10 protein-coding genes are annotated in these 14,516 nt (G+C 74.9%); 6 read left to right on the forward strand and 4 right to left on the reverse strand.

What is annotated here, in order from left to right:
* Positions 1 to 193 precede the first annotated feature (193 nt).
* Positions 194 to 484, reverse strand: coding sequence for a hypothetical protein (locus tag DDW44_RS01015; protein ID WP_017948947.1), 291 nt, complete (start codon positions 482 to 484; stop codon positions 194 to 196).
* A 127-nt stretch (positions 485 to 611) separates the two neighbouring features.
* Between DDW44_RS01015 and DDW44_RS01020 the strand changes: the two genes are divergently transcribed.
* The 4 genes from DDW44_RS01020 (at position 612) to DDW44_RS01035 (ending at position 7,194) form a co-directional block, all read left to right on the forward strand.
* Entirely contained in the window at positions 612 to 1,880 is a 1,269-nt protein-coding gene (locus tag DDW44_RS01020) for a Tm-1-like ATP-binding domain-containing protein (protein WP_108905232.1), read from the forward strand.
* Between the two features lie 119 nt (positions 1,881 to 1,999).
* The gene (locus DDW44_RS01025) at positions 2,000 to 3,655 is read left to right on the forward strand and encodes a serine/threonine-protein kinase (RefSeq protein ID WP_108905233.1); all 1,656 of its coding nucleotides are present in this window, start codon (positions 2,000 to 2,002) and stop codon (positions 3,653 to 3,655) included.
* The gene (locus DDW44_RS01030; RefSeq protein WP_108905234.1) at positions 3,652 to 4,362 is read left to right on the forward strand and encodes a hypothetical protein; all 711 of its coding nucleotides are present in this window, start codon (positions 3,652 to 3,654) and stop codon (positions 4,360 to 4,362) included. Before DDW44_RS01025 ends, DDW44_RS01030 begins: the two co-directional genes overlap by 4 nt.
* 117 nt (positions 4,363 to 4,479) lie before the next feature.
* Complete coding sequence (locus DDW44_RS01035) at positions 4,480 to 7,194, forward strand: SpoIIE family protein phosphatase (protein WP_108905235.1); 2,715 nt, start codon at positions 4,480 to 4,482, stop codon at positions 7,192 to 7,194.
* 353 nt (positions 7,195 to 7,547) lie between these two features.
* Here the strand turns inward: DDW44_RS01035 and DDW44_RS01040 are convergent, their stop codons facing one another.
* From DDW44_RS01040 to DDW44_RS01050, 3 genes are read right to left on the reverse strand one after another with little or no spacing between them, the layout of a single operon-like run.
* Positions 7,548 to 9,842 (reverse strand): ABC transporter permease, encoded by a 2,295-nt coding sequence (locus tag DDW44_RS01040; protein WP_108905236.1) that lies wholly within the window; start codon positions 9,840 to 9,842, stop codon positions 7,548 to 7,550.
* Between the two features lie 2 nt (positions 9,843 to 9,844).
* Entirely contained in the window at positions 9,845 to 10,615 is a 771-nt protein-coding gene (locus DDW44_RS01045; protein ID WP_108905237.1) for an ABC transporter ATP-binding protein, read from the reverse strand.
* Positions 10,612 to 11,127, reverse strand: coding sequence for a PadR family transcriptional regulator (locus DDW44_RS01050; protein WP_017948954.1), 516 nt, complete (start codon positions 11,125 to 11,127; stop codon positions 10,612 to 10,614). The genes DDW44_RS01045 and DDW44_RS01050 overlap by 4 nt, the downstream gene beginning before the upstream one ends.
* A 201-nt stretch (positions 11,128 to 11,328) precedes the next feature.
* Here DDW44_RS01050 and DDW44_RS01055 point away from each other — a divergent pair, with 201 nt between their 5' ends.
* Entirely contained in the window at positions 11,329 to 12,612 is a 1,284-nt protein-coding gene (locus DDW44_RS01055; RefSeq protein ID WP_108905238.1) for an ABC transporter substrate-binding protein, read from the forward strand.
* 215 nt (positions 12,613 to 12,827) lie between these two features.
* The gene (locus DDW44_RS01060; protein ID WP_018890986.1) at positions 12,828 to 14,498 is read left to right on the forward strand and encodes a glycoside hydrolase family 13 protein; all 1,671 of its coding nucleotides are present in this window, start codon (positions 12,828 to 12,830) and stop codon (positions 14,496 to 14,498) included.
* Positions 14,499 to 14,516 lie beyond the last annotated feature (18 nt).

Raw genomic sequence — 14,516 nt, forward strand, 5'->3', positions numbered from 1 at the left:
GGATCCGGCGGCTGGGCCGCACCGCACGGCGGCGCCGCCTGCCCGGAGGGCCAGGCGGGACTTCGCGGAAACGCCCCAGGGCCGGCGGGGAGTCCGGCCGACTGCGATGCTCCGGCACGGCGGGGACCCGGAGCCGTTACGGAGCCGCGGGGGTCACTCGAAAGCGACCCCCGGCGGGACCGATCGGCGGCGCTCAGAACGCGGTGTACCGCTCCGGCATCGGCAGCTCGACACCGTCCAGCTCCACGGTGCAGCCGGGCTTCACCCGGACCAGGTGCGGCTGGTGGACCCGGACGACGAACTCGCGGGCCGGATCGTCGGGGAGCAGCCCGTTCAGCACCGTCGTGCCCGTCCCGTGCTCCCGCCGGTAGGCGATCACCTTGCCGTCGACCAGGAGCTCGATGCCCCCGGTCCGGCCGGGGCCGACGTTGACGGTGATCGAGTGGTTGCCCCGGTCGATGTGGAAGTGGTGGTTACGCGACATGGCACACCTCCACGGTGAACAGCCGGTCCGGCCCGTCCGGCGGACGGGCGGGGTGCCGCCCCCGGTCTCGGGGCCGGGGGTGCGAGGCACCCTTGCCGCTCCGCCGGGACTCGCGGACAGTACCAGGATGGCGATCGTCGTCCTTCTCGGCACCCTGGACACCAAAGGCCTCGAGTACGCGTGGCTGCGCGAGCGGTTGCTGCGGCACGGTCTGGAGGTGGTGGTGGTCGACGCCGGGATCACCGGCGAACCGCGGCTGCGCGCGGACGTGCCGCGGTCCGAGGTGGCCCGGTCGGCGGGCGCGGACCTGGAACGGCTGCGCGCCGAGGGGGACCGCGGCGCCGCCGTGACCACGATGGCCCGGGGCGCGGCCGCCACCCTGCGGGATCTGTACGAGACCGGGCGGCTGCACGGGGTGCTGGCCCTCGGCGGCAGCGGCGGAACGTCCATCGCGACCCGTGCGATGCGCGCCCTGCCCCTCGGCGTGCCGAAGCTGATGGTGTCCTCGATGGCGTCGGGCGATGTGGCGCCGTACGTCGGCTCCGCAGACATCACGATGATGCACAGCGTCGTCGACATCGCCGGGGTGAACTCGGTGTCGGCCCCGGTCCTGGCCAACGCCGCCGACGCCGCGGCCGGAATGGCGAAAGGTTTCGCCGCGAGCCCCCGGGCGCTCCGGCAGGACCGGCTGGGGACGGACGGCAGGCCGCTGGTGGCCGCGAGCATGGCGGGCGTCACGACACCCGGGGTCGACGCGGCGCGCGAACGGCTGACCGACCTCGGCTACGAGGTGCTGGTGTTCCACGTCAGCGGCACGGGCGGCCGCACCCTGGAAGCCCTGGCCGGACAGGGGCTGTTCGCGGGCGTACTGGATCTCACGCTCAGTGAGCTGGCGGACGAACTGGTCGGCGGCACCATGACAGCGGGCCCCGGCCGCCTGACCGCCGCGGGTCGCCGGGGTACTCCCCAGGTGGTGGGCCTCGGCGCCCTGGACATGGTGAAGTTCGGCCCTCCGCACACGGTCCCGGAGCGGCTGCGGGACCGCGACGTGCGGGTGCACAACCCGTCGGTGACCGTGGTCCGCACGACCCGGGCTGAGTGCGCCGAACTCGGGCGGGGCATCGCGGAGAAGCTGCGCGCCGCCAGGGGCCCGGCCGAGGTGTGCGTACCCCTGCGCGGGCTGTCGACACTCGGCGCGCCGGACGGGCCGTACCACGACCCGGACGCCGACGCGGCCCTGTTCGGGGCACTGCGGGAGGGGCTGCGCGGCAGCGCGGTGCGGACGGTGGACTTCCCCACGCACATCAACGACCCGTCGTTCGGCCGGGCCGCCGCCGAGCGGCTGCACGCGCTGATCGGCCGCGCCGCAGGGACGCCTGCCGCGGGCGGCGCATGACCGGCCGGTTCCGGCCGCGCGCCGGCGGGAACCGGACGGTGCCGTTCATGTGTCTGTCGTGGGGAGGACGGCGCGCGCGGCCGGCCGTGTACTCCGGCCGCGTCCGCCGAGGGGGTGGGATGAACGCATGGACGGTCCCGGGATACACCGAGTCCAGAGAACTCGGTGCGGGCGGCAGCGGACGGGTCGTACTCGCCGTCCACGACGCCACCGGCACGCCGGTCGCGGTGAAGTACCTCGCCGAGCGGCTGCGCCGGGACGACGCATTCGTCCGCGCCTTCCGCGCGGAGGCGCGGCTGCTGAGCGGGCTGGACTCCCCGCACGTGGTCCGGCTGTACGAGTACGTCGAGTGCCCCGACGGCGCGGCCATCGTCATGGAGCTCGTCGACGGCATACCGCTGCGCGCCCTGCTGGCCAGGGAGGGCGCGACCGGTGCCGCGCCCGCCCTGGTGGTACTCAAGGGCTCCCTGCTGGGGCTGGCGGCGGCGCACCGGGCGGGGGTCGTGCACCGCGACTACAAGCCCGAGAACGTGCTGGTGGCTCCGGACGGTTCGTCGAAGCTGGTCGACTTCGGCATCGCCGCGGGCCGGGGCACCACACCCGGGGTCGCGGGCACGCCCTCCTACATGGCACCGGAGCAGTGGAGCGGCGGGCCGGCCTCGCCGGCCGCCGATGTGTACGCGGCGACGGCGACGTTCTTCGAGTGCGTCACGGGTCGCAAGCCGTACTCCGGAGAGAACTTCGCGGAGCTCGCCCTCCGGCACACGAGCGCGCCCGTACCGGTCGAGGGCGTGCCCGCGGAGCTGCGCCCACTGGTCGCGCGCGGAATGGCGAAGGCGCCCCAGGAGCGGCCGGAGAGCGCGGAGGCCTTCGTCGCGGAGCTGGAGGCGGTCGCCTGCGCGGCCGCCGGGCCCGACTGGGAGGAGCGCGGCAGAAGTGAACTCGCGGCGCTGGCGGCGCTGCTGCCGCTGCTGTTCCCGTCGGCCGCCGCCCCGCCCGTCTCGGTCGCGGAGCGGGCGACGACCTCGCTGGGACGCGGCCACCGGCTCGGGGGGCTGTGGCCGGACCGGCAGGGGCTCCTCGCCGCGTCGCTCGCGCTCGTCCTGGGACTGCTGCTGGTGATCGCGGCGCGGCCGGCCGGGGGGAGCCCGGGCGGCCCGGCGGCACAGGCGGTCGCCACGACCAGCGCCGAGCCCGCCGCACCGGACGCGACCGCCGGGCCCGCCTCCGCCACGCCGTCGCCGACCGGGGGCTCCCCGTCGCCCGGGCCGTCGCCCTCGGCCTCGGCCTCGCCCTCCGGCCCGTCCGTCCCGCCGTCCGTCTCGCCCTCCGTCTCGCCGTCGCCCGCGGGGACCGGCGGTTCGTCCGGCCCCGCCGTCCCGCCCACCGGCCCCGGGCCTTCGACGGCCCCGCCGGGCACCTCGAGCCCGCCGCGGCCCCCGGCGAGCTCGGTGACATCCGTGTCGATCGAGTCACTGCGGCAGACGGGTACGGAGACCGCCTCGGCGACCGTCGAGGTCGTCACGGACGGCACCGGGCCCGTGCACATCGCCCTGGAGTGGGCGACCGCCGCGGCCAAGGGCGGCCCGGGCACCCCGGACGGCCCCCGCGGCACCGTCGAGCGGAGGGGCGCGACACGGTACACGCTCGTCGTCGAGCACGTCTTCCAGAACCCCGGGGCCTGCTACTGGCGGCTCACGGCAACCGGCTCGCCCGCCGCGGCGAACGGCGGTTCGCAGCAGGAGATCCTGACCAGGAGGTGCACCATCGGATGAACGACCCGCACCTCCCCTTCCGTACCCCGCCCGCGCCCCCGCCCGCGCCCCCGCCCGGGGCCGCGCCTCCCGGCGGTGCGGGGCACCGCCCACCGCCGGACGACGGGGACTACAGCGCCACCGCGCTCGCCAGCCACTGGTCCGAGCTGCCCGACACACCCCCGGACGCGGTCGAGGGCACGGTACTGCGCTTCGGCCCCGGCGTCACGGCGGCCGCACGGGAGAGGTTCGAGCAGGACCGGACGACCGCCGTGTGGCACTCGGGCACGCTGCCCGGCGCCGCGGCGCAGCCGGACGGCGCCGGAGCGTCACGGCCGGCCGGACTCCGCCGCTACGCCCCGGCGGCCGTCATCCTGCTCGCCGTCCTCCTTCTCCTCGGCTGGCAGCGCTACGGACCCGGCCCCACGGTCACGGGAGTCACGGTGGACACCGACCCCGCAGGCCCGGGCTGCGACGGCACCGCCGTCGTCACGGCCGTGGTGCGCACCGACGGCAGGCCGGGCACGCTGACGTACCGCTGGGTGCGCAACGACGGCACCGCGTCCGAGGAGCTGACGGAGCGGCTGGCGCGCGGGCAGGACCGGGCGCGGCTGCGTCTGCTGTGGACGTTCCACGGCGAAGGGGCGTACCGGGCCCGCGCCTCGCTGCGTCTCAGCTCGCCCTCCGAGCACGACGCGTCGGCGGAGTTCACCTACACCTGCGGATGAATCCCGCTTCCCCGGCCGGAACCTGCCAGGCCGCACCTGTGGGACGTGTATGGCCCGATGGGGCCATGCGGTGCTAGAAAGGACAGCGTGATCAGGCCCGTCGACCGATTGCGGGGCGTGTCGGTTCGGCCACTGATCGGCAAACGCCCCAAGAGCGTCGCCGGGCAGGTATTCGTCCTCCAGGTGGCGGTCGTGGTCCTGCTCGTCCTCGGGACGATCCTCGCCCTGGTCCTGCAGACCCGGCACGACGCGGACCGCGAGGCCCGCAACCGGTCCGTCGCCGTCGCCGAAACGTTCGCCCACTCCCCCGGCCTGCTCACCGCCCTGGAGTCCCCCGACCCCGCCCGCGTCCTCCAGCCGATCACCGAGGAGGCACGCAAGCGCGCCGGCGTCGACTTCATCGTCGTCATGGACACCAACGGAATCCGGTACACCCACCCCCTGCCGGAGCGGATCGGGCACCGCTTCGTCGGCACCATCGAACCGTCCCTGCGGGGCGAGGTGCTGCTGGAGAGCGTGGACGGCCCGCTGGGCAAGGAGGTCCAGGCGGTCGTCCCGGTCAACGGCCCGGACGGCAAGGTCGAGGCGCTGGTCTCGGCCGGTCTGACCGTCCGCAACGTGACGGGCGCGGTGAACCGGCAGCTTCCGGTCATCCTCGGCACGGGAGCCGCGGGTCTCGCCCTGGCGACGGCGGGCACGGCCCTGGCCACCAGGCGTCTGAAGCGCCAGACCCGCGGGCTCGGCCCGGTCGAGATGACGCGTATGTACGAGCACCATGACGCCGTCCTCCACGCGGTACGGGAAGGCGTGGTGATCGTCGGCGGGGACGGCACGCTGCTGCTCGCCAACGACGAGGCCCGGCGCCTGCTCGGCCTGGGCCCCGACTCCGAGGGCCGGCCCGTGCGCGACCTGGCCGGTCTCGAGCCCTCCACGGCCGGGCTGCTGGCCTCCGGTAGGACGGCCACGGACGAGGTGCTGACGGCCGGCGACCGGCTGCTGGTGGTCAACCAGCGCTCCACCGACGGCCCCGGTGGTCCGCTGGGCACCGTGGCGACGATCCGCGACTCCACCGAGCTGCAGGCGCTGACGGGCCGGGCCGAGGTGGCGCGCAAGCGGCTCCAGCTGCTGTACGACGCCGGCGTGGGGATCGGCACCACGCTGGACGTGGCCAGGACGGCCGAGGAACTGGCCGAGGTCGCCGTCCCCTCCTTCGCGGACTACGTCACCGTCGACCTCGCGCGCCCCGTGCTCGACGGGGAGGAGCCCAACGGAGCCGCGGGCGACATGCGCCGCGTCGCCGTCAACGGCATCCGCGACGACCATCCGCTCTACGAGCGCGGCAGGCAGTTCGCGTTCCTGCCCTCCACGCCCCAGGCGCGCGGGATGGGCACCGGCCGGGCCGAGGTGGTGCCGGACCTGTCCAGGGCGCTGGGCTGGCGCGCGCAGGACCCCGAGCGCACGAAGGCGATCGTCGAGTACGGCATCCACTCGCTCATCACCGTGCCGCTGCAGGCCCGCGGTGTCGTCCTGGGGGTCGCCAACTTCTGGCGCTCGGAGAAGCCCGGTCCCTTCGAGGAGGACGACCTGTCCCTCGCCGAGGAGCTGGTCGCCCGGGCCGCGGTGTCCGTGGACAACGCCCGCCGGTACACGCGTGAGCACGCGCTGGCCGTGACGCTCCAGCGCAGCCTTCTGCCGAGGGCGCTGCCGGAGCACAGCGCCGTCGAGGTGGCCCACCGCTATCTGCCGGCCCAGTCCGGGGTGGGCGGCGACTGGTTCGACGTGATCCCGCTGCCGGGCAGCCGGGTGGCCCTGGTCGTCGGCGACGTGGTGGGCCACGGGCTGCACGCGGCGGCGACGATGGGGCGGCTGCGGACCGCGGTGCACAACTTCTCCACGCTCGATCTGCCCCCCGACGAGCTTCTGGGCCATCTCGACGATCTCGTCGGCCGTATCGACCAGGACGAGATGGGCCCCGGCGGCAGTCCCGACGGGCCGGCGATGACCGGCGCGACCTGCCTGTACGCGATCTACGACCCGGTGTCGCGGCAGTGCACCATGGCCCGGGCCGGGCATCCGCTGCCGGCGCTGGTCCGCCCGGACGGCAGTGTCGAGTTCCCCGAGCTCCCGGCGGGTCCGCCGCTCGGTCTCGGCGGCATGCCGTTCGAGAGCGAGGTGCTCGAGATCCCCGAGGGCACCCGGCTGGTGTTCTACACGGACGGGCTCATCGAGGACCGCAGCCGCGACATCGACGTCGGGATCGAGCTGCTGCGCAGCGCTCTCGCGCACACGGACGGGACACCGGAGCAGATGTGCCGGGGGGTTCTGGAGGCGATGCTGCCGGCCCGCCCGAAGGACGACGTGGCGCTGCTCATCGCGCGTACCCGCGCCCTCGGCCCGGACCGGGTCGCCGAGTGGGACGTGCCGTCGGCTCCGAGCGCGGTCGCCGGGATGCGCGCCGCCGCCGGCGCGAAGCTGGTGGAGTGGGGGCTGGAGGCGATGGCGTTCGGTACGGAGCTGATCCTCAGCGAGCTGCTCACGAACGCGATCCGCTACGGCACCCAGCCCATCCGGGTGCGGCTGCTGTACGACCAGGGCCTCACCTGCGAGGTCGCCGACGGCAGCAGTACCTCGCCGCACCTTCGGTACGCCGCGACGACGGACGAGGGCGGGCGCGGGCTCTTCCTGGTGGCCCAGCTGTCCGAGCGCTGGGGCACGCGGTACACGTCCGACGGCAAGATCATCTGGGCCGAGCAGCCGCTGCCGGGGGACGCTCCGGGCACCGAGGCCGACGGGGAGGCCCTGCTGCGGGTCTTCGACACCGAGCTGCTCTGAGGTGCCGCGCGGCCTGCGCCCCGCCGGGCCGGGGACCGGCGGGGGTGGCGTGTCAGGACTCCTCTTTTCGATGGCCGTATGCGGCAACCGCGAGAAGGCGCGCCGCCACTACGCGCGCACCCGGTGACCCGAGGGCCCCGCTGCACCACGGCGCCCCGGCAACTCGGCTCCCCGACGCCCCGGCACCCCGGCTCAGGCCCGGTCGCCCGCGGTGATCGGCGGTGATCGGCGGTGATCTCACGGCCTATCCGGGCGGACGGCCCGGTGCCGCGTGCCGGGCCGGGGCGCGGCGGCGCCGGTGCGACGGAAAATCGATCGCCGAGCGGCGGCCGGCTCCGGGAGGCGCGGGGCGCTCAGGCCGCCGCGCTGAGGGTGTCCATCAGCCGGCGGCGCGCCGCGCGGGAGGCGGGCAGCGCCGCCAGCGCGATCGCGCCGAGGACCGCGGCGGTCGCGAGCAGCACCAGGTGGAGCGGTGACGGGGCCTGCGCGACACCGGCGCCGATGCCGCTGGAGCGGCCCTCGGTGTCGATCAGCCACCGGGCCAGGGGAACCCCGAGGCCCGCACCCGCCACCGCGGCGGCCAGCGCGGTGCAGCCGACCGCGGTCACGGTGACCGCGGTGATCTGGCGGGGCGACAGCCCGATCGCCTTCAGGGCGAGCAGGTCGCGCTCGCCGTCCCGCACACTCCCGCCGATCGCGGTGGACAGCTCCGTGAGACCGATCAGGGCGAGCACGGCGATGAGCCCGGCGACGACGCCCCGCATCGTGGAGAGCCGGTCGGCCGGGCTGGTGACCTCGTGGATGTCGAGCCGCCCCTGCGACGCCTCGGTCAGCTCGGCGCGCACCCCGGCCGGATCGGCTCCCGGCCGCAGCTGGAGCTGGTAGAGGGTCGCCCGCAGGGCGGGGTCGTTCTCGCGGAGGGTGTCGAGCGAGGTGGAGATGGTCCGGCCGCCGTTCTCCGGTTCGATGCTGCGGCCCACGATGTGCAGGACCTGGGGGTGGCCCCCGACGGTCATCCGCACCCAGTCCCCGACCTGCACTCCGAGCAGGTCGAGCAGGCCCTGTCCGGCCACCGCCTCGTCGGGGCCGTCGGCGGCCCGGCCCTCGACGACCGTGAACGGGTACGGCCGCTCGCGGGTGCCGAGGCCGCGGAGCGCGATCGTGCCGGTCTGGCCGGGGACGAGCGCGGCCGCCTCCACGCCCGGGTGGGCGGCCACGACCTGCGGGTGGCCGTCGAGCAGCGCCGCCGCCTCGCGGTCGGCGAGGCCGCGGTCCGCGCGGGCGGTCAGGGCCGAGGGCAGTCCGAGGTGCTCCGGTTCGCTGTCGAAGCGCGCGATGGTGGTCCATGCGCTCAGCGCCACGGTGATCAGCAGCAGCGGCAGGGCCAGCCGGACGATGGTGGCGGGGGTCTGCGGTCCGCGGGCGAAGGCCCGGTGCCAGCCGAGGACGAGGGCCGGGGGCAGCCCGAGCCCGAGGGCCCTGCGGGCGGGGCCGGACAGCCGGCCGCCCGGGGCCTTCCCGGCGGGGAGTACGGGCACCGGGGGCACCCGGCCGGCCCGCCAGGCGGCGAGGCCGGTGGTGGCTCCGATGAACAGCACCGCGGCGACGGGTACGGCCGGCAGTGCGGCGGTGTGCCCCGGCAGCCCCTGCCAGACGCCGACCGCTTCGCCGAGCCGGCCGGGCAGGGCGCCGCCCAGGGTCTCGATCAGCACCGTGGCGGCCAGGGCGCCGAGGACGGCGAAGGCCAGGTGCTGCACCAGGAAGGCGCGCACCACCTGCCCGGGGGTGAAGCCGATGGCCTTGAGTACGGAGATGTCCCTGAGGTGGCCGCGGACCCGGGTGCTGATGGCGCCGTAGACGGCGAGTGCGGCCGCGAGCAGCGCGCCCAGCCCGAAGAGGCCGAGGACCTGGCCGAGCAGCCGGGTGTCCCCCTGGGCCTCCGCGCGGGCCTGCTTCCAGTTGGAGACGTCGGTGACGGCCCCGGCGCCGAGCAGGGTGACGGCGCGCTGGACGGCGTAGTCGGTGTCGCCGGGGTCGGTGAGCAGCAGACCCACGAGCTGGCCGGGTCTCTCGCCGGTGCCGCGCACCTGGGCGGGCAGGGCCCAGACGGTGCCGGGGCGCTCGCCGGGCCGGTAGCGCGGTTCGGCGCTGTCGGCGATGCCGACGACGGTGACGGTGCGGCCGGTGCCGGGGACGGTGAGGCTGTCGCCGGGGCCGGCGACGAGCGCGCGGGCCAGGCTGCTCTCCAGGACGACGCCGTCGGGGGTCGCGGGGGTGAGCCAGCGGCCGGAGGTGATCAGGGGGCGTCCGGTGGCGGGCGGCTCGGCTCCGGCGCCGCGGAGTTCGACGGAGGCCCGGGCGCCGGGCGAGGCCAGGGTCGCCGCGGAGGTGCGGAACGGGCCGGACACGGCCGCCACGCCGTCGAGGGCGGCGAGCCGGGCGGGGTCGGCGGAGGGCCCGGTGCGGATCCAGACATGGGCTCCGTGGGACTGCGCGAAGACCCGCTGCCAGGGGTTGGTGGCGTAGCCGAACAGCGCGACCGCGAGCAGCAGGGCCGCGACGATGCCCGCGGTGGCGGAGACGAGGAACAGCGCCTCGCCCCGGTGGGTGCGCAGATCGGCGTGCGCCCAGCGCAGGGTGGCCCGCACGGTCAGTCCTTCAGTTCGAGGACGCCGGACAGTCCGGTGCCCCGGGCGGGGGCGCCGCCCAGCTCGGCGTCGTCGGCTATGCGGCCGTCGAAGAAGCTGATGACCCGGTCGGCGGCGCTGGCGAGCCGCGCGTCATGGGTGACGAGCAGGATCGTCTGGCCGCGCTGGTGGAAGCGGGACAGCAGACGCATCACCTCGCGGGTGCCCTTGCTGTCGAGGCTGCCGGCCGGCTCGTCGGCCAGCAGCAGCCGGGGGTGGTTGACCAGGGCGCGGGCCAGCGCCACCCGCTGCTGCTCACCGCCGGACAGCTCGCCCGGCATGCTGCGGGCCTTGCCCTCCAGCCCCAGCTCGGCCAGCAGCTTCTCGCGCTCGGCCCGCGCCTGGCGGGGGCCGGTGCCGGCCAGCAGAGCGGGCAGCTCGACGTTGTCGGCGACCGTGAGGTTGGACACCAGGTTGAAGAACTGGAAGACGATGCCGATGCGGCGGCGCCGCTCGGTCGCCCACCGGGCCTCGCTGTAGGAGTCGGTGCACTCGCCGTCGAGCCGGATGCTTCCGCTGTCGGGCCGCTGCAGCCCGCCGAGCAGGTGCAGCAGGGTGGACTTGCCGGCCCCGGAGGGGCCCGTGACGGCGACGAACTCCCCGTGGCGTACGGACAGGTCCACCCCGCGCACGGCGTGGGCCGGGGCGCCCTCGCCGTAGTGGGTCTTGACGAGCCCCTCGGCGCGCAGCAGCGGGACCCGGGAGGCGTCGTCCGGGTCGGCGGTGCGGCTCATTCCAGCCCCTCCAGCTCCTCCTGGCAGCGCTCCAGCCAGTCGAGATCGGCCTGCAGGTGCAGCATGGCTCCCTCGATCAGGAGTTGGGCGATGCGGTTGTCCCGGTCCTCGGTCGCGGACAGCTTCGACAGGTTGCGCATGGTGTTGAGGTACTCGCGTCGCTGCTTGTTGATGAGGGCGATCTGGTCGGCGAGCCCGGTCCTCGGGGCGAGGGCGAGCTTCATGAAGAACTCGTCCCGCACCCGCGGCTCGTCCGCCGTCTCCTCGAACCAGGCGCGCAGCGCCTCCGTCCCGGCGTCGGTGAGGCGGTAGATCTTCTTGTTGGGCCGGCTGGACTGGGCGACTTCCTCGCCCTCGATAAGCCCCGACTTCTCCAGGCGCCCGAGCGTCACGTAGATCTGGCCGACGTTGGGCTGAGGGTACGCGGCACCCAGCAGTTGCTCAAGGTCCTGCTTCAGCTCGTAGCCGTGCGCGGGCCCCCGGGACAGCAGAGCCAGCAGGGGCAGACGCACGCGCGCTCCCCTCCTCCCTGTTGTCCGCCGGCCGGCCGGGAGCGGTACTCCGGCCGGCCGAGGGCGGTCCGCCGCCCGTCGTGCGGTGTGGCCCGGATCGCTCTCGTCATCCGATACGGGCCCTAGTATCGCCCATGCCTAACGGGTATACATGCCCTGGACGCGGTCGACGAGGACCGCGCCGGTGCACGGGAGGAACCTATGCGGTGGATACGTGCCGCCGGTAGGGGGCTCCTGGTCGCGGCGGTGGTGCTCGCGGGGCACGTCTCGGCGGGTGCCGGGGCGGGCACGGGCTCCGCCGGGGCCGCCCCGGGCGACGGGCGCGGCCCGATGACCCTGGCCACCGCGGGCGATCTCACCGGCTATCTCGGCCCGCTGCTCGAGGGCTGGAACCGCGGTCACCCCGACGAGCGGGTCACGCTGGTCGAGCTGCCGGACTCCGCGGACGAGACGCGGGCGCAGCTGACGACGGGGCTGCGCTCCGGCGACGGCCGGTACGACATCCTCAACATGGACGTGGCGTGGACCTCTGAGTTCGCCGCCGCGGGCTGGATCGCCCCGCTGGACGCGGACCGGTTCCCGCTCGGCAGCTTCCTGCCGCCGGTGCTCGGCACGGCGAAGTACGAGGACAGGCTGTACGCCGTCCCGTATGTGACCAACGCGGGGATGCTCTACTACCGCAAGGACGTGCTCGACGGTGCGGGCGAGCCGCCGCCGCGCACCTGGGCGGAGCTGGAGCGCCAGGCGCGGACGCTCGCGCCCCGGCACGGGCTCGGCGGCTACGCCGGGCAGTTCCTGCCGTACGAGGGCCTCACCGTCAACGCGACGGAGGCGGTGTACTCGGCCGGGGGCTCCATCCTCGGCGACGACGGCGAGGTCACCGTCGACTCCCCGGCGGCCCGCACCGGTCTCGGCTTCCTCGCCCGCGGGGTGCGCGACGGCTGGATCCCCAGGGAGGCGCTGACCTACAAGGAGGAGGAGTCCCGGCAGGCCTTCCAGGACGGCCGGCTGCTCTTCCTGCGCAACTGGCCCTACGCGTACGCCGGGGCCTCCGGGGCGGACTCGCGGGTGGCGGGGAAGTTCGGCGCGGTGCCGCTGCCCGGGCCCGACGGCCCGGGGACCAGCGTCCTCGGCGGGTCGAACCTCGCGGTCAGCGCCCGCGCCCGGCACCCGGAGTCGGCGAGCGATCTCATCGCCTACCTCACCAGCGCGCCCGTGCAGCGCAAGGTGCTCACCGAGGGCGCGCTGCCGCCGGTGCGGGCGGAGCTGTACCGGGATCCCGAGCTGATCCGGCGGTTCCCCTATCTGCCCACCCTGCGCGCCAGTGTGCTGTCCGCGGCGCCGCGGCCCAAGAGCGCCCGGTACGAGCAGGTGAGCCTGGCCGTGCAGGCCGTGGTGCACGACGCGATGGCGCAGCACCAGGACCCGGCCGAGTCGGTGCGCCGGCTCTCCCGGGAGCTGTCGGCGGTCACCCGCCGGGGCTGACCCCCGGCCCACCCCACCCGCCACTTACCTACCTGTTAGGTAACGGGACCACATCGTCCCGGTCGCGAACGGCGCGGACATTTCCGACATTCACCCCAACTTCCTCGGCATTCCTGCACAACCGTTGACACCCTCTCGACACCGTTACTTAACATGCATGCATAACCGCTGACCTTCTGGTCGCGGGCACCCTTCACGGAGAAACAGGTCAACGGGTGACGCTCACAGCCACGGCCGGCCACGGCCTCTCGCACCGCCCCCGGCACCGCTGGTGGCGCGACGCGGTGATCTACCAGGTGTACGTCCGCAGCTTCCTGGACAGCACGGGCGACGGGATCGGCGACCTCGCCGGGGTGCGCGCCGGACTGCCCTACCTGAAGAAGCTCGGCGTCGACGGCATATGGCTGAGCCCCTTCTACCCCTCGCCGCAGCACGACCACGGCTACGACGTCGCCGACTACTGCGACGTGGACCCGGTCTACGGCGACCTGGCCGAGTTCGAGCTGCTGATCACCGCCGCGCACCGGCTCGGCATCAAGGTGCTGCTGGACATCGTCCCGAACCACTGCTCCAGCGAGCACGCGTGGTTCCGCGAGGCCCTCGCCACCGGACCGGGAAGCGCGGCCCGCGCCCGCTTCCACTTCGCCGAGGGCCGCGGCCCCGGCGGTGACGTACCGCCCAACAACTGGCACGCGATGTTCGGCGGCCCGGCGTGGAGCCGCGTGACCGAGGCGGACGGCAGCCCCGGCCAGTGGTACCTGCACATGTTCACGCCCGAGCAGCCCGATCTGAACTGGCGCAACCCCGAGACCGGTGCCCACTTCGAGCAGGTGCTGCGCTTCTGGCTCGACCGGGGCGTCGACGGGTTCCGGATCGACGTCGCCGCCGGCCTGTTCAAGCACCCGGAGCTGCCCGACTCCCCCGACCCGGAGGCCGACGCGCGCACCCGCGACTCCGTCAACCCCCTCGCCTGGAACCAGCCCGAGGTGCACGACGTGTGGCGCCACTGGCGGTCGGTGTGCGAGGAGTACACCGTCCGGGACGGCCGGGAGCGCCTGCTGGTCGGCGAGGTGTCCGTGCCGACCGCGCGGGAGCACGCCCGCTACGTCCGGCCGGACGAGCTCCACCAGGCCTTCTTCTTCGACCTGCTGAGCGCGCCCTGGGACGCCGCCGCGTTCCGCAAGGTCGTCGCCGAGGCGATGTCGGACATCGCGGGCACCGGTTCCACCGTCACCTGGGTGCTGAACAACCACGACCAGGTCCGCACCGTGACCCGGTACGGGGAGTGCGGCACCGAGTCCAGCGGGCTCGGCTCGGCCCGCGCCCGCGCCGCGGCACTGCTGATGCTGGCGCTCCCCGGCGCCGCCTACATCTACCAGGGCGAGGAGCTGGGTCTGCCGGAGGTCGTGGACCTGCCCGACGAGGTGCTCACCGACCCGATCTTCCGCCGCACCGGCAGCCGGGCGCGGATCCGCGACGGCTGCCGGGTACCGCTGCCGTGGTCCGGCCACGCGTCGCCGTTCGGGTTCACCTCCGGCGCCGAGGGAGCCAAGCCGTGGCTGCCGCAGCCCGGCTGGTTCGCCCGGCACGCCACCGACCGCGCGCTCGCCGACACCCGCTCGTTCTGGCACCTCTACCGCGACGGGCTCCAGCTGCGCCGCGGTCTGCCGCAGCTCGGCGAGGGCAGCCTGCGCTGGCTCGACTCCCCGCCCGACGTGCTCGCCTTCGTCCGGGGGGACGGGCTGGTCTGTGCCGTCAACTTCGGCACCGCCCCCGTACCCGCTCCCGTCTCCGGTGCGCCGCTGCTGGCCAGCGGCCCCTGCCCGCCCGGTGCGCTGCCGGGATCCACCGCCGCCTGGTGGATCGGCGACGGGACCACCGAGTGACCCGCCGAGTGACCCGCG

Origin of the sequence: Streptomyces tirandamycinicus (genome assembly GCF_003097515.1) — a bacterium.
GTDB classification, from domain to species: Bacteria; Actinomycetota; Actinomycetes; order Streptomycetales; family Streptomycetaceae; genus Streptomyces; species Streptomyces tirandamycinicus.